A 19,998-nucleotide genomic window follows, 5' to 3' on the forward strand; every position below is an offset into this window, starting at 1 on the left:
ATATTTTCAGTCTATATTCGCCGTTAATGGTTAACGGTTGGTTTTCTTTGCCGTTGAAGCTACAAAATTCACGGATTATTTGCGCTCGTTTTTTGTCGGCTTTTCACCATTAATACGCGCAATATCGCCAATGAAGTCACCAATACCGGGACGTCTTTCTGCATTGAACGGGAAGGGGCGCACAACATCCATAGCTGCAATACCGATGCGTGCTGTCATCAAACCATTGACAACACCTTCGCCGAGCTTGGCCGAGAGGCGCGATGCCAGTCCATGGCCGATAAGCTGCTGAATGACACTGTCGCCCATTGCAATGGTTCCTGTGACCGCCAGATGCGCTACAACACGACGTGCAAGTTTAAGAAACCCAAGTGTTCCAGGGCGACCACCATAGAGTTGCGATAATCTGCGAATGAGACGTGCGGATTCAAAAATCACATAACCGATATCAACAAGCGCACGCGGACTTATCGCTGTTACGATAGATACCCGCTTGGAAGCATTGAGAATCAAAGCACGCGCTTCACGATCCAGAGGACGCAATATTTCGGTTTCAGCAAGGCGGATGAGATTGCGCCCATCAATGATCTCGTCGCTCAGCCCATCGAGCATCTGGCGACCGCGTGCCGTTTTTGGCAGGCTGACCGCAATTGCACGCAGCTCATCAACGGATTTACGCGCTGCCACCATATCATCATGTTCGGCTGCATCGGCAGCATGTTTTCGCAAATGCTGTACAGATGCCAGCCGGCGCAAGGCAATCAGTTCGCGTGTAATTATTGCTGCAAAAGCCGCAAGTGCGACCATTGCCACACCAAATGCTGTCCAGCCCAACCAGTCAGCTCTGGCGAAAAGCGACTGGATGAGATCCTGTATCCAGATGCCGATGGCAAAAGAAGCGAGAATACCCAAGGCACCGAATAAAACCTTGCTCAAAGACCAGCCACGGCGAGAAGGTGCTTCAAAAGCCGGATCCAGAATTTCAAGTTCTGCCGCTTCCTCTTCGCTCAACGCAAAAACATCAATCTCCGGTATAATATTTTCGAGATCCGTCACAGCGCGGGGACGGCGCGGAATTTCTTGCTCAGCCTGTTTTTCGACAGGCCGCTCAACGGTAAATGACATCGGCTTGCGGGGAGGTTGCTCACTCATGCCAGTCGATCTCCAATCAGAAACTGCAATGCACGATCAAGCCGGATATGGGGCAGTGAAAGAGTTATGCCCTCTGCCGTCCTCTCCAGACGCGGAGGCCTGAAGCGTACAAAGCGTATTGCTGGCTCATCATTGGAAAGGGAAGATTCAAATATTACATTAGGATTCTTTGGTAAATCACCGGGAAATATAGCAGTTTCTGTTTCACCATCAAAGACTTCACCGTCAATGCGCTCACCTTTAAGTGGCGTTCCGATGATAACAGGTAGCGTGTCCCTGCCTTCTTTCACAGTAGCCTCGCGGGTGGAACGAACGGCAGCCATGGCCAGCACTTCAATATCGGCACCCGAAAAATCCGCACGCTCAATTGCACGTTCAACGAGACGACGAACAATAGCCTGCAACCTGTCATGGCTTTCATGATGCAGATGATCCGCCTTGGTAGCTGCAACGAGAATTCGACCAATGCGGCGCTGTATGAGACCGGTAAGCAGGTTAACACGTCCAGGTCGGAAGCAGGAAAGAATATCTGTGAGTGCACGTTCAAGGTCGGCAACCACGGCCCCACCGGCATTCATCGCCTGCATGGCATCAATCAGGATAATCTGACGGTCAAGCCGTGCAATATGCTCACGAAAAAAAGGCTTTACGACATGGGTTTTGTAAGCCTCATAACGACGCGCCATCATCGCTGCCAGACTGCCGCTTTTAAAATTTTCCGCTTTTAGGTCGGGCAAAGGTGCAAATGTGAGTGCTGGCGAACCTTCCATGTCACCGGGCATCAGAAAACGCCCTGGCGGAAGGGTCGACAATGCACGCTCGTCGGCCTTACCAGCGCGTAAATATGCGGTGAAGCTTTTGGCCAGTCTTTGCACAATCAATTCATCGGCATTATCAGAAGGCCTCACTGCTTGCGCTTCTGAAAGCCAGTCCTGCGCCAGATCGATATGGGTTGGTTCCTTGGCAAGGGCGAAGGAATCCGCACTGAATTCACTATAGGTTTTGCCGAGCAAGGGCAGATCAAGCAGCCATTCACCGGGATAGTCAACAATATCAACGGACAGGCGCCCCGGTGAAAGCCAGCGTCCCCACGCCGATGCCGTCTCATATTCAATGGTTAAACGTAGCTGGGAAATTGCACGTGTGGAATCCGGCCAGATGCGCTCGTCCAACAGCGCTGCAAGATGCTCTTCATATTGAAAACGAGGCACGGCATCATCGGGCTGAGGCTCCAGAAGCGAGCGTGAAATACGACCGGATTTATATGCTTCAAACAAGGGCAGGCGGCCACCATGGAGCATATTATGCACCAAAGCTGTGATGAAAACAGTTTTTCCGGCACGCGAAAGCCCTGTTACTCCCAATCTGAGCGAAGGCGATATCAAGCCTGTCGCCCGCTCGGTCAGGGTGTCAAATGCAATCTTTGCTTCATCGCCGAAACTGGTCAGTTTTGCCAATTCGTCCCTCGCAGAATTTATCGCCTCAAAACCATAAATAGGAACTTGCAAGCTCTATCAACAGGGCAGGGCCTCTCGCCCTGACGAAACTGGTTAATGAGGGTGCGGAAAACTTTCCAGATACCCTTTGCCGGGTGCAATGTCTGAAAGAGGACCATCAAAAGCAATGATTGCAAGAGCAGCCGTTGGAAATCCTGCTTCAAGACGAGCCATACTGGGTTCGTGGCCATCATTGCAAAGCGCAAGTGCCAGATCCTCGATGCTCGGATTATGCCCAACCAACATTAATTGTCTGGAGCCTGCATTGTTTTTTATAGATTGCAGATACTCCGCCGCGCCGCCGCTATAAATCGTGTCGTCAATAATCATTTCAACATCTATGCCGAGGCACTCAACCAGTATTTCTGCTGTCTGTCGCGTACGATGAGAGGCTGAAAGCACGATACATTCAGGGAGAGTACCAGCTTTTTGCATGGCTTGTGCCAGATTCTCCAAAGAGGCAATTCCTTCTTCCTCCAGTGGTCTGTCAAAATCCTTTGTCGAAGGTTTTGCCCATTGAGCTTTGGCATGTCGGAGAAGGAAAAGACGACTCATGAAAGGTTTCCAACTGCATTTTGTGACCGAACGGGCATCAGTCTATGCTAAAATTTCTACAAAAGATTGCCATAAGTCGCAATTTTGGCTGATTTTTTTGACGAAAAGAATAAATATACACAGATAGTTATGCTGCAATAATGGGCATTATTTTAACGAAAGATTGTATAAGTCTGGCAATTATGTTTCACAAAAGCATATCAATCTGAAAAGATTAAAATGTTTTTTAGAAATAAAAACGAATAAACTATAATTTGAAATTTATTTGCTTATTATTTCATCATAATCACACAATTTTGATGCATTAAAAAATTGCGAACCACGTGTGATTAATGTTGTGTCGCAGTTATGATCGACTTATATAACCGCACGCGTCTCCTAGATGTGGGGTGATTCAGAATGAGTGAATTGATCGACCTTGACTATAGGCCCACTGAAGACGAGCCGTTCATGAATGAACGGCAGAAGTCTTACTTTCGTGCAAAGCTTGTTGCATGGAGGAATGATATCCTGCGCGAAGCTCGGGAAACTCTCGATGCTCTACAGCAGGAAAATGCAAACCACCCGGACCTGGCGGATAGGGCATCCTCCGAAACGGATCGGGCAATTGAACTTCGCGCTCGTGACAGGCAGCGCAAGCTGATTTCTAAAATCGATGCAGCCATGAGCCGTATTGACGAGGGGACTTACGGTTTTTGTGAGGAGACCGGTGATCCAATCAGCTTGAAAAGGCTGGATGCACGACCAATCGCAACACTTTCAATTGAAGCACAAGAGCGCCACGAGCGCCGCGAAAAGGTTTATCGCGACGATTGATTTCCAGACAATCGACAAGAATTTTACAGGCTGCGATTTTCGCAGCCTTTTTCTTTTTAATCGCAACCTGTAAAAAAAGGCGCTACTTGCTTAGGGTCAGGACTCATTAATTTGACGGGAATGGTGTGAGGCCATCCGTTCGGATACGAGAAGGAAAGGCGAAGGAAATGTGGTTCATTTTCAAGACTTTACGACGAAGTAGGCCGGGCGGATGGACCACATCCTTCGGACATCGAAATGACTTGGCGATCTGCTGCGTCGAGCCGCTCAACCGGGGGAACCACCCCGGTCCTCACGTCTCTCCTTGCAAATCTGGTCATTTCAGATGCCATTTTCATCAAATTAATGGGTCCTGACCCTAGAGCATGATCCGATCTTCGTTCAACGAGAATCGATAAGATTATGCTTAAGGTAGAAAGAGTTGGAGCGCCTTCCTTCTTTTCATATCGTTCACTTGGAATTCAATAGAGTTTATACATCAGAGCTTGCGTGCTTCATCGCGCGTAAGTTCTCCAAGTAATTTTTCCATTTCATCCTCAATACTACTATCTGACTCCCCATCACTTGGAGAAATATCAAGTGATCCCAGAAGTTCTTCCTCGAAAATATCAACTTCCAATATGCCGGGGTCCTGGGCATTTTCAGCCGCCGTATTGTCACTTCTGAGATCGGCCATGATCGCATCATGTAAAGCCCCGCCAATATCGCCCAGATCATCATCTGGCGTAATTGCTACTGCTGGTTCTGGCTTTTTGGAAGCAGATAAGTCAGGTGCTGATACTGGCATGACAGGTGGACTGGGCATGGCAGTGCTGGTTTCAGGCGTTTTTGCTTTGATATTTGTCGGCGCATCAGCGACAGGCGTTACGTTGCCAAGACTGGAACCTGCAAGCGTGGCAGCAGCGGCTGTGACATTTGAACCCGTGCCGGAAGTTGAATTCAGAACACCGCGTGAGACCTGACTTAATGGATAAGCTGGATGCAGGCGTTGTGTATTTGATTGTTCCGCTGAATGTGCGGCGGGAAGAACCGTGCGTGGCTGCGGCGGATAATTAGGGGCAGGGCGCGGTGTCTGGGAGCGTGCTGATGTCGTGACAACGGGTGCTGGGGGCGTAACCGGCGCACGCGGAGGTGTACGAAACTGGGGTGTTTCCTGCTTTATGTGCTGTGAAGGAGTTTCACGGATTGGTTCCGCTTTGCGCTCCAAAAGTGGTTCGATTGCTGAGTTAAGCTGAATGGGTTCTTGTTTTTCCACCTGCGGCTCAACAGGTTGCGACAATGCAGGGCGATCTGTTTCATCAGAAGTAATACCAGCTTCATGCTGGCGAAAACGTTCAATATGTTCCGGGTCAATGCGTGATGGTTGCGAACGTGGATTCGTGCGCGATTCCATAACAATATTCTGTTCAACAACAACATCCGACGGTCCACCGATCAGCAGAAGATGCTCAACATCATCGCGGCGGATCAGAACGAGTTTACGACGGCTATCGACTGCGGCCGCATCCATCACCGAAAGTCTTGGCTGGCGCCCTGATCGACTATTCGAGGAAAAAGTTCCGCCACTAAAACGCCGGATTATGCTCAAAACAACAAAAATACCACCAAGAATGATCGCAAAAATAAGGATGAAGCCGACAATATTTGCCATACCTTCCCCGACAAGACCGCTGAGCCATTCCTTCATGCGGATATCCCTCTCAATATAAAAACGATAATGCCGGCAATGGGAAGCTGGAATTCCACACGCTTCCATTCACTGCGACAACAGATGTTTAACGCAATAATAGTTTAATTAGACCGCATTGGGAATGTTCCATTGATTGATGAAAACATATGATCCCAAGCCAAAACAGTGCAAAACACATAGAGCCATACAGTTTTAAAGGCTCAACGCTTGTGCTGTCCGGCAATTAACGCATTCTGCGAATCGTATATACCCTGCAATATGTGTGAAACTCTGGCACGACACATAAAGCTGGAAAACGTTTCAAGAAACGTGATTGGTTTTGCTTGATGAATGAAATAGCGCTTAAGCTGAAACAAACAGCAAAAGGATGCTTTTACGTCCTTGCAGCTCAGCGAAACAGCAGGAAAGGGCGGTGGGCATGATGTCACGACCGACGGACAATAATTATCCGAAACCGCTCGTTATGCCAAAGCGTGGCTCAAATTCCGCCCTGCGGCTTCTGTTTATCGGTATTGTTCTGATCGTTGCAGCAGTTAGCTATTTCTTGTTTCGCGATCAGCTCGGAGATGGGTTTGCAATCATATTGATGGGCATCCTGTCCATGATCGGTGTTTTTTATCTCTTCGGAGCCGCCACCGGCCTGATCGGGTTCAGTCAGCGCCACGGCGCACAGGATCTTGCACATCGCTTCATGGATACCATGCCAGAAGGCACAGTCATTTCTGATGCACGCGGCCAGATTATCTATGCCAACAACGCCTATACCAATATGATTGGTGCAGCGGCTGCGGATGGAGTGCGCTCCCTTGATAATATTCTGACAACAGAGCCAGCGGCTTCCGATGCAATTTACCGCCTCACAAATGCTGTGCGTGATGGTCTGTTTGCGCAGGAGGAAGTCCGTATTTCTGGCGGGCTTGCACATGATGAGAAAAATATAGCTATCCCGTCCTGGTACAGGATCAAGGCAAGGCCGGTTGATGGCGGACAGGATTACAAGGGGCAACTTGTTGCCTGGCAGATTTCGGATATCTCCGATGAGCGTGCTGAACAGGAGCGCTTTTTTCAAGAATTGCAGGAAGCAATCAATCACCTTGATCATGCACCGGCAGGTTTTTTCTCGGCTGATCCTTCGGGGCGTATCATCTATCTCAATGCCACGCTTGCAGAATGGCTTGGCGTTGACCTAACACAGTTCACGCCGGGTTCTCTCACGCTCAATGATATTGTTGCAGGCAGCGGCATGGCGCTTATCAAAGCCGTCAAAGTAGAGCCGGGCACCAGCCGTAACACAGTCATAGACCTCGACCTTATCAAGCGTAATGGTCAGAGCCTCGCTGTTCGCTTTTATCACCGTGTTCAGGCAGCACGCGACGGTACGCGCGGCACAAGCCGCACCATCGTTCTTGATCGTGCCGAGGGTGAAGATTCATCCGCCGCATTGCGTTCGGCTGAGGTGCGTTTCACACGCTTTTTCAACTCGGCTCCAATGGCAATTGCAGCAGTTGATGCCCAAGGACATACTTTACGTACCAATGCACGTTTTCTTGATATTTTCGCACCGGTCGTTGATCGCGATGCCGTAGATAACCGTATCAAGCTTGAAAATGTTGTTCATGAACGTGATCGAGAAACCTTTAATAAGGCGCTGGCTGCGGCTTTTGCAGGGCAGGCCAGCATCTCACCGGTCGATACGGTTCTTCCGGGCAATGAAGACCGGCATATCCGCTTTTATCTTAGTGCCGTTACAGATTTGCGCGAAACCAGTGAAGAAGCAGCCATAATTTCCGCGGTGGAAACCACCGAGCAGAAAGCACTTGAAAATCAGATGGCACAAAGCCAGAAGATGCAAGCTGTCGGACAGCTCGCCGGCGGTATTGCCCATGACTTCAACAATGTGCTGACTGCTATTATCATGTCGTCGGATTTGCTCTTAAGCAATTACCGTGCTTCCGACCCGTCTTTCCCGGACATTATGAATATCAAGCAAAATGCTAACAGGGCTGCATCTCTTGTGCGGCAATTGCTTGCATTCTCACGTCGTCAGACGCTGCGTCCTGAAGTTCTGGACCTGACCGATGTTCTGGCTGATTTGCGGATGCTGCTTGCGCGTCTGGTTGGCAAAGACATTACACTTAAAATCGAGCATGGACGCGATGTATGGCCAGTAAAGGCCGATCTTGGCCAGTTTGAACAGGTCGCGGTGAATCTTGCCGTAAATGCCCGTGACGCAATGCCTGAGGGTGGCGAGATCACGCTTCGCACGCGCAATGTCAAAGCGCAGGAAGTCGCTACCCTTAATTATCGCGATCTGCCGGAAGCAGATTATGTCGTCTTTGAAGTTGAAGATACTGGTAGCGGTATTCCGGCTGACGTACTGGAAAAAATCTTTGAACCGTTCTTTACCACCAAGGAAGTCGGCAAGGGTACAGGTCTTGGCCTCTCGATGGTCTATGGCATTATCAAACAAACCGGTGGATTCATTTATTGCGACTCTGAAGTCGGCAAGGGAACCACATTCAAAATCTTCCTGCCAAGCCATATTGAAGAAAAAGGCGCTGAAAATGCGCCTGTAGCGACCAAGGAAAAGAAGCAGGAAAAGGCGGCAGACCTTTCGGGTTCGGCTACAGTTCTTCTTGTTGAAGATGAAGATGCGGTTCGCATGGGGGGCGTACGCGCTCTGCAATCACGGGGCTATACAGTGCACGAAGCGGCATCAGGCGTTGAAGCACTTGAGGTGCTTGAAGAACTCAACGGTCAGGTTGACATTGTTGTTTCTGACGTTGTCATGCCTGAAATGGACGGGCCGACACTGCTGCGTGAATTGCGCAAGACGCACCCGGATATCAAATTCATCTTTGTTTCCGGTTATGCAGAGGATGCATTTGCACGCAATCTGCCTGAGGATGCAAAGTTTGGATTCTTGCCAAAGCCGTTTTCTCTCAAACAGTTAGCGACATCTGTTAAAGAAATGCTGGAAAAAGAAGATTGACCCATGTCTTCAGCGCTGAAAGCGATGCGTAAGAAGGTTGTTGCTATCTTCGGTGGTGGGCCTGCTGGATTGTTCGCCGCCGAAATTTTATCAGCGCTTGGCTATTCTGTCACTGTTTATGAGAAAATGCCGACAGTCGGGCGCAAATTTCTGCTGGCTGGAAAATCGGGTCTCAATATCACACATTCCGAAGATTTTGTGCGCTTTGCGCAGCGCTATGGTGCGAGCAATGATCTGCTCTCATCAGCCTTGCAGCAATTCACACCTCAGAATTTACGAGAATGGGCAGATATGCTCGGTGCTGAAACCTTTGTCGGTTCCTCAGGTCGGGTGTTTCCCAAGGCCATGAAAGCTTCTCCATTGTTGCGCAGATGGATACAAAAACTGGAAGCGCAGGGTGTCAAAATATGCACTCGCCATAAATGGATCGGTTTTCAGTCGGGTAAGCCTGTAATCCAGACCCCTTCAGGCACAGAAATTATATCCTGCGATGCCGCTTTGTTTGCTTTCGGTGGCGCAAGCTGGCCCAGGCTTGGATCTGATGCTTTATGGATGAAACCATTCGCAGAACAAGGTGTTAAAATTGCTCCTATGCGCCCAGCCAATTGCGGCTTTGATGTCAAATGGAGTGATTTTTTTGCTGAGCGTTTCGCAGGCGAGCCAGTCAAATCAGTGACGATCACCAGCAAGGCCGGTGTAACGCAGGGCGAATTCGTAATCACAAGCAGCGGTGTTGAAGGCAGTCTCGTCTATGCCCATTCAGCTGCCTTGCGTGATGAGCTTGAACACCAGGGCTGTGCCAATCTGCTCCTTGACCTCGCGCCCGGCCGCTCTCTTGAACGCCTGACACTTGATCTTTCTCGTCAAGATAAGAAAACAAGTATAAGTAATATATTAAGAAAAGGAGCTTCACTGACAGGCGTCAAAGCGGCTCTTGTGCTTGAATTCCAGCGGGACAAAGATCCTGTCAGGCTTGCACAGAATATCAAAGCTCTGAAGGTTCCTCTTTTGCGTGCTCGCCCTATTGATGAGGCTATATCTTCTGCAGGTGGCATAGAATGGAGCGAGATTGATGAGCATTATATGCTTATCAAAATGCCAGGCCTTTTTGTCGCCGGTGAAATGATTGATTGGGAAGCCCCAACCGGCGGCTATCTTTTGACGGCATGTTTTGCAACTGCGAAAGCTGCGGCAAACGGAATGGATAACTGGCTGAGAAAAAGCACTTAGCCCTTGCAGCATTGGGGAGGAGACATAATGCGTTTTTTGAAAATTATCGGCTTTATTTTCCTCCTATCTCTGCTGGCCATTATCCTATGGCTGAGTTTAAGGCCACCAGAACTTCTTAAAGTTGGCACCGGTTATGCTGCCAAAATTGTCTGTTCCAATGTATTTCTGGCAAACCGAAATCCGCAGGATGTATTGGCGCTTGATGTGCAGGCTCCGGGGCATCCACTGCTTAAATTTGTAGATGTTTCAATCGATAATGCCAGTGACACAGTGACGGCGCATATCTTTGGCTTCTTTGCACCAAGTAAAGCCACTTATCGCCCGGGGCTTGGTTGTGCCAATATTCATGCTGCTGACCTGCGCCCGAAACTTGATATGACTATCGACGCTGCGGCGTCCACGGCTGACATAAATATCAATCCGGCTATCCAGAACATCATTGAAAACCCGGATTTGGCAGGAGCGGGAATGCGCGCCATTGCGGTCTTGAAAGATGGGCAACTTGTCGCTGAAGCATACGGAGAAGGTTTTGATGCCAACACAGCTTTGCTCGGCTGGTCCATGACAAAATCAGTTATGGCAATGCTGATCGGAATGCGTATTGCTGAAGGCAAAATGAATTTACAACAAGACCACCTCTTGCAAGAGTGGGAAAAGGATGACCGCTCGAAAATCAGGCTTTCTGATCTGTTGGCAATGGAGAGTGGTCTCAAATTCGATGAAGATTATGGAAATGTTACAGATGTAACGCGCATGCTTTTCCTCGAAAATAATATGGCTCAATTCGCAGCCTCGTTGCCGCTGGAAGCGCAGCCCGGCAGCCATTTTAACTATTCAAGCGGTACCGCCAATATTCTGTCAAAGCTTTTTATGGACAGTTTCGATACTCCAGAAGAAGCTTTTACTTATGTGCAGGAAAAACTCTATCAACCTTTAGGGATTACGAGCGCCACGTTGGAAGCTGACGCCAGCGGTGTTCTTGCCGGTTCATCATATCTTTATGCCAATGCACGTGACTGGTTATCGATTGCCAGTCTATTGCTTGATAAGGGCAAAATCGGTCAAAAACAGTTATTGGATGATGATTTTATCCGTTTGATGCAAAAGCCTTCAGCGGCCTCCAAGGGCCGTTACGGATCAGCCCAGACATGGCTACAGAGTGCAGGAGTGAAAGCCGGAACAGATGGCATCCCGTCTGATGCCTTCTGGATGTCGGGTCATGATGGTCAGAGCCTGATCATCGTACCATCGATTAAACTGGCGATTGTCCGCCTTGGTCTGACACCAGGGCGAACAGGATATAAAGTTCCTGCACTTCAGGCCGAAATTATCAGGACCCTGCAGAAGACGGAGTAATATCCGCAAGATTGAGCTTGCGAAAATCGCCACCGCTTGGATTCTGGAATGGATAAAGGCCAAATTCCGGCATCACCGCATAGAGATGGTCGAAAATATCGGACTGGATTTGCTCATAAGCAGCCCAGACCGTCGTATTGGTAAAGCAATAGATTTCGAGCGGCAGACCATCTGGTGTCGGATCCATCTGGCGCACAAGCAAAGTCATGCCTTTATGAACATTGGGGTGGTTTTTCAGATAGGTTTCAACATAAGCGCGAAAAGTTCCAATATTGGTAAAGCGGCGCCTGTTAACCGGGTTCTTCGCCTTATCGCCGAGTTTTGCATTCCATTCGGCGATTTCCTTTTCTTTCTTCGACAGATAGACGGATAACTGATCAATAGAAGCAAGGCTTTGAATCTCATCTTCGCTCAGAAAACGGATTGTTGCCTGATCGATAAACAGCGCTCGCTTGATGCGGCGGCCACCGGATTGCTGCATTCCACGATAGTTTTTCATCGGTTCAGTGATGAGTTTGCGGATCGGAACTGTCGTAATAGTCTTGTCGAAATTCTGAACTTTCACCGTATAAAGCGCGATCTCGACCACATCGCCATTGGCATCCAGATTTTTCATTTCGATCCAGTCACCCACGCGTACCATATTTGATGACGCAATTTGCATACTGGCTACAAGGGACAAAATCGTATCCTGAAATACCAGAATGAGTACTGCCGCCATAGCTCCAACACCTGAAAGCAGAATGACAGGTGATCGGTCGAGAAGTGTAGCGATGATCAACACCACCGCCACAATATAAATGACGAGCTTGCTGACCTGAACATAGCCCTTGATGGGACGATCTTTTGACTCTTCCCGGCGGCTATAAAGCGTATCAACAACGCTCAGTGCTGCGCTGATCGTAAAGGCCAGTGTTAAAATAATGAATGCTATCGCAACATTGCTGATAATTTTGTAGGCAGTATGCGGAAGCTCTGGCACAGCTGCAATACCCGCCGAAATGATCAGCGCCGGAACAATATTGGCAAGACGAGCAATCACGCCGTGTCGTTTAAGCTCTTCATCCTGCCCAAATGATGTTTTCTGAACAATCTTATCCAGGATTTTCAGTAATATCGCCTTGATAAGAAAATTTGCTACAAATGCCGCAAAGAAAAGGCCTACAAGGGCTGCAACCGTCTGCGCCCAAGGGTGAGTAGTGAAAAATTCAGACAATAGACTATCCCGATTAACGTCCAAAATATGATTCAGTTATTGGAGTTGAATACACTTATCACTCATAGAGTTACGTGCCGGTGTCCATGAAATCAACTCTCACGGCTATTTTAAAGAAAAATCCCGACCTGAAGCCGGGATTACTGAATCTGGATATGAGTTTCATCTAATTATTGTGCAGGTGCAGGCGCAGCAGGCGCGGGGGCAGGGTCACTCGCTGGCGTATCCACTGCGGGGGCATTTGTTACGCTGGAAGCAGTTGAATCAGCTACACCATCAACAAAGAGTGCCGAACGATCAAAAACTGGCGCTTCGGTCAATTGATCCTTGCTGGCTTTAATTACGAGCCATTTCTTACCATCACTGCGCTTTGCGAGCTGCAACTGGTCGGGACTTACAGCAACATCCTTTTCACCCACTCCAAGAAAGCCACCGACGCCAATGATTGCGGCCTGAATTTGACCCTCAGGGCTGACAATAAGATCGTTGAGTTTGCCAACAGAGGCGGCATCGGCTGCATCACTTTCATAAACGGTTTGGCCTATGAAACTTGAAACAAGTATCTGGCCATCTTTTGCTTCAATGAAACCAATCTTGTCCGTATCTTCTGCTGATGGGCTGCCAAACATATTCTGGGATGAAACAGGGAGATCTGCCGCCGCTGGCGCTACTTCGGCCGGTGCCGGAGTTGCAGTCTGTGCAAAGGCTGATCCACCGATAAACAATGCACACGTCGTTGTCAGAAGTGTTGTTCTAAGCATAACTATCTCCTTTATACGCTCGGTTGCATTGAATGAACGTAAAAAGTCGAATTGAGTTCCAATATTTTTATATCTTATTCAAGTTTTTGAAGTTCAATAACAAAAAGTATCAGGATAATAAATTTTATTACCAAACAAAAACAGGCTGGATCACTCCAGCCTGCTTTCTATGCTTAGCTTACTCTCGGATTTTAGCTGCAGCCACTTGTTGCACCACATGTATCGCATTTCAGACAAGTGCCATTACGCACCATCGTGAAATTCTGACATTCAGTGCAACTATCACCGGTATAACCCTGCATCATCGACTTGATACGACGATCCGCTTCAAGCTTCTTGGCTGCATTATTGGTCTCTGAACGGGCCGAAGCTGCATCAGCGGCCGCTTTGTCAGAGAAAAGTTCTGTGGCAGCCATATTGTCCTGCTGAGGTGTAGCTGTTGGCTGTTCTTCAAACTCACGTTTGAAAGCCGTTGCCCCATCCGTCACCAGACCAACCGTTGCAGAGCGGCTCAGCGAAGACTTGAGCGTGGTTACATTCGACACCTGTTGGGGAGCCGATGTTGCAGACCCCTTCGATTCATTCCCGGACGGGCTGTTTGACACAAGCGTAGGCTTATAGCCTCGAGTCCAGCCCGTGGAAACAAGATTGGTCTTGCCTTCCTGAATGCCTTTGCCAAGTGCCGTATTCGAGAAATCGCTTGTATCCACATGCGCAAGATCGTTGCGGCCCAGATAAGACACAGCCAACTCACGGAACACATAATCAATGATCGAGGTTGCTGTCTTGATGGCATCATTACCGATCACCATGCCAGCAGGCTCGAATTTGGTGAAGGTGAAAGCTTCGACATATTCTTCAAGCGGCACGCCATATTGCAGGCCGAGCGAAACGGCGATAGCGAAATTATTCATCATCGCACGGAAAGCAGCGCCTTCCTTGTGCATATCAATGAAGATTTCACCCAGTCGCCCATCACCAAATTCGCCGGTGCGCAAATAAACCTTGTGACCGCCAACAACTGCCTTCTGCGTGTAACCCTGACGACGGTTCGGCAATTTTTCGCGCTCATGAACGATCTTTTCAATGACCTTTTCGACAACACGCTCGGTGATCTGAACGGCGCGTGCAGCAGCAGGTGCTTCGATCAAGGCATCAACCGCATCATCTTCATCATCTTCATCCGCAATGAGTGAAGCATTGAGCGGCTGTGAAAGCTTGGAGCCATCACGATAAAGCGCATTGGCCTTGAGTGCCAATTTCCATGAAAGCATGTAAGCGCTTTTGCAATCCTCAACAGTTGCTTCATTGGGCATGTTGATGGTCTTCGAGATTGCGCCCGAAATAAACGGCTGTGCAGCTGCCATCATCCAGATATGGCTTTCAACCGAGAGATAGCGCTTGCCGATTTTGCCGCAAGGATTAGCGCAATCGAAGACGGCATAATGCTCCTCCTTGAGGAAAGGGGCTCCTTCAAGAGTCATCGCACCACAAACGTGAACATTTGCAGCTTCGATTTCCTTTTTGTCAAAGCCAATAGCAGGCAATAATTCAAATGAGAAATCATTAAGCTGCTCATCGCTCAGCTTGAGAACATCCTTGCAGAAATCGTCGCCAAGCGTCCACTTGTTGAAAGCAAATTTAATATCAAAGGCGCTTTTCAAGGCTGCATTCAGCGCTTCAATCTTCTCGTCTGTAAAACCCTTGGCTTTCAGTGTCGAAGGATTAACACCCGGCGCCTGATTGAGATTGCCATGGCCGACAGCATAGGCTTCGATTTCAGCAATCTGGCTTTCTGAATAACCGAGTGTCCGCAGCGCTTCTGGTACAGCACGGTTGATGATCTTGAAATAACCGCCGCCAGCAAGCTTTTTGAACTTTACCAGTGCGAAGTCTGGTTCAATACCCGTGGTATCGCAATCCATAACAAGGCCAATCGTGCCGGTCGGCGCGATAACAGTTGCCTGTGCATTGCGGTAGCCATGCTTTTCACCGAGCTCCAGCGCCTTGTCCCATGCAGCGCGTGCGTGGCTGATCATGTCCTGATCGGGACAATCTTCTGCAATCAGGCCAACCGGATTAACCGCCAGACCTTCATAGCCATCACTTTCGCCATAGGCAGCACGGCGATGATTGCGAATAACGCGCAGCATATTTTCAGCATTTGGCTCATAGCTGGGGAAGGTACCCAGTTCTTTGGCCATTTCAGCCGAGGTCGCATAAGCAACGCCCGTCATGATTGCTGTCAATGCGCCGCAGATCGCACGGCCTTCAACGGAATCATATGGAATGCCCGATGTCATCAGCAGGCCGCCAATATTGGCATAACCCAGACCAAGTGTACGGTACTCATAAGAAAGACGGGCGATTTCCTTGGACGGGAATTGCGCCATCATCACCGAGATTTCGAGAACCATCGTCCACAAACGTGCTGTGTGCTCATAAGCCTCAATGTCGAACGAGCCATCCTTGTTGCGATAGGTCAGCAGGTTGATTGATGCCAGATTACAAGCCGTGTCATCCAGGAACATATATTCCGAACACGGATTGGATGCCCGGATCGGGCCAGCAGCAGGGCAGGTGTGCCAATCATTCATCGTGGTGTTGAAGTGGAGACCCGGATCAGCCGAAGCCCATGCCGCATAACCGATTTTTTCCCAAAGATCGCGTGCTTTCAGCGTCTTCATCACGCGGCCATCACGGCGGGCCGTCAGGTTCCAGTCACCGTCATTTTCAACAGCACGCAGGAATTCATCCTTGAGCGACACGGAATTATTCGAATTCTGACCAGCAACAGTCAGATAGGCTTCGGAATCCCAGTCTGTATCATAGGTCTTGAACTGAATGTCAGTATAACCCTGACGTGCAAATTGAATAACACGTTTGACATAGTTTTCGGGAACCTGATTTTTCTTGGCAGCCTTGATTTCGCGCTTGAGGGCAGGGTTCTTGGATGGATCAAAGCAATCATCACGTGTTTCAGAAGAGCCGGCTTCGCAATTGATGCAAGCTTTCATGATTGCGCTCAGATGCTGCTTGACGATCTTGGAGCCTGTGACGAGAGCCGCAACCTTCTGCTCTTCCTTCACTTTCCAGTCGATATATTCTTCAATATCCGGGTGATCGACATCAACAACCACCATTTTGGCCGCACGGCGCGTTGTACCTCCCGACTTGATCGCACCCGCTGCACGGTCGCCAATCTTGAGGAAGCTCATCAGGCCGGAAGATTTACCACCACCCGAAAGCTTTTCGCCTTCACCGCGCAGATAGGAAAAATTGGAGCCGGTGCCCGAGCCATATTTAAACAGACGTGCTTCGCGAACCCAGAGGTCCATGATGCCGCCTTCATTAACGAGATCATCGCCAACCGACTGAATAAAGCAGGCATGCGGCTGAGGATGCTCGTAAGCGGACTTGGATTTCGTCAGCTTGCCGGTCTGCCAGTCAACATAGAAATGACCCTGACCCGGACCATCAATACCATAGGCCCAATGAAGGCCTGTATTGAACCATTGCGGGCTATTTGGCGCCACACGCTGTGTTGCCAGCATAAAGGCAAGCTCATCGCGGAAAGCCCGCGCGTCTTCTTCAGAATTGAAGTAGCCGCCTTTCCAGCCCCAGTAAGTCCATGTACCTGACAGGCGATCGAAAACCTGACAGGCATCCATCTCAGAACCAAAACGCTCTTCTTCCGGCAGCTTCGCAAGAGCATCTTCATCCGGGACCGAGCGCCAGAGCCACGATGGAACATCGTTCTCTTCAATTTTTTTCAGACATGCTGGAACACCGGCCTTGCGGAAATATTTCTGCGCCAGAATGTCGGCTGCAACCTGACTGAACTGCGCCGGGACATTGATATCCTCAAGACGAAACACGATCGAACCATCGGGATTCTTGATCTCACTCGTTGCCGTGCGGAATTCAATCTCCGCATAGGCCGACTGATTTTCTTTCGTAAAACGACGTTCGATCTTCATCTGTCCCATCCAAACATTCTATATATAGTAGCCAGTCTGATTAATTTCAGCCCTGGTTCCGTCTTGGCCCGCAAGCCATAAAAGGCATTCTGCATATCTGCCCCGAGCATAAGTCCGGTACAGATGAGGTGTCATATCAAGGAGCACGCTCCTTTAAAATTCTTCAGCCCTTCTTGCTCTTTTGAGTGTGAGCTGCGTTTCAGCCACAAGTCCTGCTTGATTTAAAGACAAACAAGCTTCCGGGCGACATTTCCTTCATCTGGTACGGTATCATGATTAAAAATACTAAATCTAGTATTAACTCGATATCCACACCAACAAAAAATGTTTCCTGTCAAGCTAAGTCTATAAATTCAGGCGCAAAAAAACTCGCGCGATAAATGCCTATTTAACGCAACGCCCGTCACTCACTTCGCAAAATTGAAAAAAAGACCGACATAATTTGACGCACGGCCACGCCACTTACGCAACGACAATTTTATAAAAAACGACTCGGGCATAAGCGTCAAGCTTTGGTTTACCATAAGCTCCCCAGGACTAGATATTGTGATCAAGGCCTGGGGGCGAATGTGGATAACGGGGAGAATGACAATTATATGAAGACAGGAAAAAACATCATAGCCAGATACCATCTATCCAGTTTGACGGACGATCAGGCATTGTGGCTATAGTTTAAATGTGGCGCTTAGGGTAGGCCTCTAATCAAAACTTGAACTACAAATAAATGTTCATTCATTTATAATTTTCAGGAGGAAACTTGAAACCTTTATATATTGCATCCGTACTTTTAACTGCACTTTCTCTGAACGCGTGCACAGCCACGTCTTCATCTACTCCGCACTCGGTGACAAAGTCTGATACCTGTGGTGCTTCCAAATATCAAAAATTGGTTGGTGGGCCCTCTTCAGCAACAACAGGATTAAAAATTCCTGGAGATTCACGCCATTACGGGCGTAAGGAGACTGTTGCTACAGACACACCGTCGCGTTTGAATTTTGTTCACAGCGGCACAGCAACTGAATCCGTGCTAAATCCGAAATCGACTGTAATACGTGTATTTTGTGGGTAAAAATCCCATAAAGTAGCGATGATACTCAATATAATAAGTTGCTTTATGCCGCAATTATAAAACTCTACAACATGCCTCAATCAGGTTTGAGGCATGTACCCGACAAAACTATTCTAAAAAAGGCTGAAAGCACTATTCAGCGGCAATCGCAGTGGGCAAACCAGTAAAATTGAGAAGAATATCTTTCAGATCATCTTCATCAACACGTTTTGCCGCCTGAGATGGTGACACCCATTCGCAAATACGCTGCTCACGTTCAGGCCAATCCTTTGCACGTTCGACACAGAGCAAAGCATAGACAGCCACTGTAAAGTGATTAATGCATTCACGTGGCAGATCATTTTTTGAATAGTCAAAACTGCCAATTGGGTGAGGTGACACCTCTCCACGCACGCCGGCCTCTTCATAGGCTTCACGCGCAGCCGTCTGGGCGAGTGTACGACCAATTTGTGGCCAACCCTTTGGAATGATCCAGCGCCCCGTACCGCGGCTTGTAATGACAAGAATTTGTAATTCACCGAAATGATAACGGTAAACAAGTGCTGCAACTTGCTGCAAACGACCAGAAGGCGTCAGAATACGCTTCTCCGTTGCTACAAATTTTTTAGCCTGTGGTTTCACCGCGAAAGTCCTGTCATTTTCCATACACAATGGATCGATTCGCCAAAATGACAATGGATATATTCTACAGGACGGCATATCAAAAAGCTAAAAAATGCTTTTATCTTTAAGACCTTACTGAAGTTAGCAAACAAAAAACTTTAAATAAAATGCTTTGTGCCAACACCCATATCATTTCGGTTGACTTTCAATATAGTGTGATTGCGGCGATTTTACCACCGCAAACACCTTTCATTTATTTTCGTTTATCCGCGTTTTCCACCGGCAATCGGTTCCTGATAGGTAAAGCCCATATCCCATGGAAAATAAATCCAGGTATCCTGTGAAACTTCTGTAACGAAAGTATCGACAAGTGGCCGGCCTTTCGGCTTGGCATAAACGGTTGCAAAATGCGCCTTTGGCATCATTTCACGAACGATCGCAGCCGTTTTTCCTGTATCTGTCAGATCGTCGACAACGATTACGCCTTCGCCATTGTTTTCAAGCAGCGGCGCACTGATTCCCTTAAGCACTTCCATTTCGCCTTGCGACGTATAATCATGATAAGAAGCAACACAGACCGTTTCAATCAGGCGGATACCCAGTTCGCGACAAACAATGGCAGCAGGAACCAAACCGCCACGGGTAATGGCCACAATTGCACGCCATTCACGGTTCATATCAGCAATACGCCAGGCAAGTGCGCGGGCATCACGGTGGAACTGATCCCAGGAAACCGGGAATGCTTTATCGGGCAACGACATCAAAACGCTCCATGGTAATCCGGCTATGACCGGATCAATAAAACCAAAAATGCGCGATGACGGATGCCATTCGCGCTGAACTGTATGGATCTGCTGCTTTCCTTAATGCGCGCACAGCATCATATGCATGCAGCACAAAAACAAAAGGCTCTCCGACCGGCACAGTCAGCGCCGGGTGATGCTGATAACCGCAAAAATACCTGTAACGCAAGAGCCGTGTGAGGTGGCTGGGCAGTCAAGAAAGATTTAGCGCTCATAAGCAGCTAAAAACGCAACTAAAAACATTCTGCCCATTTCATTTCACCAGACGGCACAAATGAT

Annotated in this window: 13 protein-coding genes; 4 read left to right on the top strand and 9 right to left on the bottom strand. The window is 48.5% G+C overall.

The features are described 5' to 3' along the window. Window positions 1-75 precede the first annotated feature (75 nt). The 3 genes from FHY56_RS07720 to FHY56_RS07730 all read right to left on the bottom strand — a co-directional run bounded on the left by FHY56_RS07720 (window position 76) and on the right by FHY56_RS07730 (window position 3,203). Window positions 76-1,152: a YcjF family protein gene (locus FHY56_RS07720; protein ID WP_140904594.1), complete on the bottom strand. Its 1,077-nt coding sequence runs from the start codon at window positions 1,150-1,152 to the stop codon at window positions 76-78. Next, window positions 1,149-2,609: a YcjX family GTP-binding protein gene (locus FHY56_RS07725; RefSeq protein WP_140904595.1), complete on the bottom strand. Its 1,461-nt coding sequence runs from the start codon at window positions 2,607-2,609 to the stop codon at window positions 1,149-1,151. Before FHY56_RS07725 ends, FHY56_RS07720 begins: the two co-directional genes overlap by 4 nt. Window positions 2,610-2,702: 93 nt before the next feature. Beyond that, window positions 2,703-3,203: a SixA phosphatase family protein gene (locus FHY56_RS07730; RefSeq protein ID WP_140904596.1), complete on the bottom strand. Its 501-nt coding sequence runs from the start codon at window positions 3,201-3,203 to the stop codon at window positions 2,703-2,705. Window positions 3,204-3,602: 399 nt separating this feature from the next. Between FHY56_RS07730 and dksA the strand changes: the two genes are divergently transcribed. Next, window positions 3,603-4,019 carry an RNA polymerase-binding protein DksA gene (dksA, locus tag FHY56_RS07735; protein ID WP_140904597.1) on the top strand — a complete coding sequence of 139 codons (417 nt, stop codon included), beginning with the start codon at window positions 3,603-3,605 and terminating at the stop codon, window positions 4,017-4,019. Between the two features lie 478 nt (window positions 4,020-4,497). On the opposite strand, the gene FHY56_RS07740 is transcribed toward dksA, so the two are convergent. After that, complete coding sequence (locus FHY56_RS07740; protein WP_140904598.1) at window positions 4,498-5,706, bottom strand: flagellar biosynthetic protein FliO; 1,209 nt, start codon at window positions 5,704-5,706, stop codon at window positions 4,498-4,500. Between the two features lie 424 nt (window positions 5,707-6,130). On the opposite strand from FHY56_RS07740, the gene cckA reads away from it, so the two are divergent. Genes cckA through FHY56_RS07755 form a run of 3 tightly spaced genes read left to right on the top strand, consistent with a single transcriptional unit; the run spans window position 6,131 to window position 11,287 of the window. Further along, window positions 6,131-8,701 (top strand): cell cycle histidine kinase CckA, encoded by a 2,571-nt coding sequence (gene cckA, locus FHY56_RS07745; RefSeq protein WP_140904713.1) that lies wholly within the window; start codon window positions 6,131-6,133, stop codon window positions 8,699-8,701. A gap of 24 nt (window positions 8,702-8,725) precedes the next feature. After that, the gene (locus tag FHY56_RS07750; protein ID WP_140904712.1) at window positions 8,726-9,931 is read left to right on the top strand and encodes a TIGR03862 family flavoprotein; all 1,206 of its coding nucleotides are present in this window, start codon (window positions 8,726-8,728) and stop codon (window positions 9,929-9,931) included. A gap of 27 nt (window positions 9,932-9,958) precedes the next feature. Then, window positions 9,959-11,287, top strand: a complete 1,329-nt coding sequence (locus FHY56_RS07755) for a serine hydrolase domain-containing protein (RefSeq protein ID WP_140904599.1) — start codon at window positions 9,959-9,961, stop codon at window positions 11,285-11,287. On the opposite strand, the gene FHY56_RS07760 is transcribed toward FHY56_RS07755, so the two are convergent. The 5 genes from FHY56_RS07760 to gpt all read right to left on the bottom strand — a co-directional run bounded on the left by FHY56_RS07760 (window position 11,262) and on the right by gpt (window position 19,677). After that, window positions 11,262-12,503, bottom strand: coding sequence for a mechanosensitive ion channel family protein (locus FHY56_RS07760; protein WP_140904600.1), 1,242 nt, complete (start codon window positions 12,501-12,503; stop codon window positions 11,262-11,264). The two genes, FHY56_RS07755 and FHY56_RS07760, sit on opposite strands and share 26 nt — an antisense overlap. Before the next feature lie 170 nt (window positions 12,504-12,673). Beyond that, window positions 12,674-13,264, bottom strand: coding sequence for a PRC-barrel domain-containing protein (locus FHY56_RS07765; RefSeq protein WP_140904601.1), 591 nt, complete (start codon window positions 13,262-13,264; stop codon window positions 12,674-12,676). Window positions 13,265-13,455: 191 nt separating this feature from the next. Continuing rightward, window positions 13,456-17,244 carry a vitamin B12-dependent ribonucleotide reductase gene (locus FHY56_RS07770; RefSeq protein ID WP_140904602.1) on the bottom strand — a complete coding sequence of 1,263 codons (3,789 nt, stop codon included), beginning with the start codon at window positions 17,242-17,244 and terminating at the stop codon, window positions 13,456-13,458. A 1,201-nt stretch (window positions 17,245-18,445) separates the two neighbouring features. After that, window positions 18,446-18,934, bottom strand: a complete 489-nt coding sequence (locus FHY56_RS07775; RefSeq protein ID WP_140904603.1) for an NUDIX hydrolase — start codon at window positions 18,932-18,934, stop codon at window positions 18,446-18,448. Between the two features lie 245 nt (window positions 18,935-19,179). Further along, window positions 19,180-19,677: a xanthine phosphoribosyltransferase gene (gene gpt, locus FHY56_RS07780; RefSeq protein ID WP_140904604.1), complete on the bottom strand. Its 498-nt coding sequence runs from the start codon at window positions 19,675-19,677 to the stop codon at window positions 19,180-19,182. Between the last annotated feature and the right edge of the window lie 321 nt (window positions 19,678-19,998).

Source organism: Brucella gallinifaecis (assembly GCF_006476605.1).
Classification (GTDB): domain Bacteria; phylum Pseudomonadota; class Alphaproteobacteria; order Rhizobiales; family Rhizobiaceae; genus Brucella; species Brucella gallinifaecis.

Excerpts from the sequence above, each read along its gene's own strand:
- gpt (WP_140904604.1), bottom strand. The coding sequence starts at position 19,677 with ATGTCGTTGCCCGATAAAGCATTCCCGGTTTCCTGGGATCAGTTCCAC.
- FHY56_RS07740 (WP_140904598.1), bottom strand. The coding sequence starts at position 5,706 with ATGAAGGAATGGCTCAGCGGTCTTGTCGGGGAAGGTATGGCAAATATT.
- FHY56_RS07730 (WP_140904596.1), bottom strand. The coding sequence starts at position 3,203 with ATGAGTCGTCTTTTCCTTCTCCGACATGCCAAAGCTCAATGGGCAAAA.
- dksA (WP_140904597.1), top strand. The coding sequence starts at position 3,603 with ATGAGTGAATTGATCGACCTTGACTATAGGCCCACTGAAGACGAGCCG.
- FHY56_RS07765 (WP_140904601.1), bottom strand. The coding sequence starts at position 13,264 with ATGCTTAGAACAACACTTCTGACAACGACGTGTGCATTGTTTATCGGT.
- FHY56_RS07755 (WP_140904599.1), top strand. The coding sequence starts at position 9,959 with ATGCGTTTTTTGAAAATTATCGGCTTTATTTTCCTCCTATCTCTGCTG.
- cckA (WP_140904713.1), top strand. The coding sequence starts at position 6,131 with ATGTCACGACCGACGGACAATAATTATCCGAAACCGCTCGTTATGCCA.
- FHY56_RS07770 (WP_140904602.1), bottom strand. The coding sequence starts at position 17,244 with ATGAAGATCGAACGTCGTTTTACGAAAGAAAATCAGTCGGCCTATGCG.
- FHY56_RS07720 (WP_140904594.1), bottom strand. The coding sequence starts at position 1,152 with ATGAGTGAGCAACCTCCCCGCAAGCCGATGTCATTTACCGTTGAGCGG.
- FHY56_RS07750 (WP_140904712.1), top strand. The coding sequence starts at position 8,726 with ATGCGTAAGAAGGTTGTTGCTATCTTCGGTGGTGGGCCTGCTGGATTG.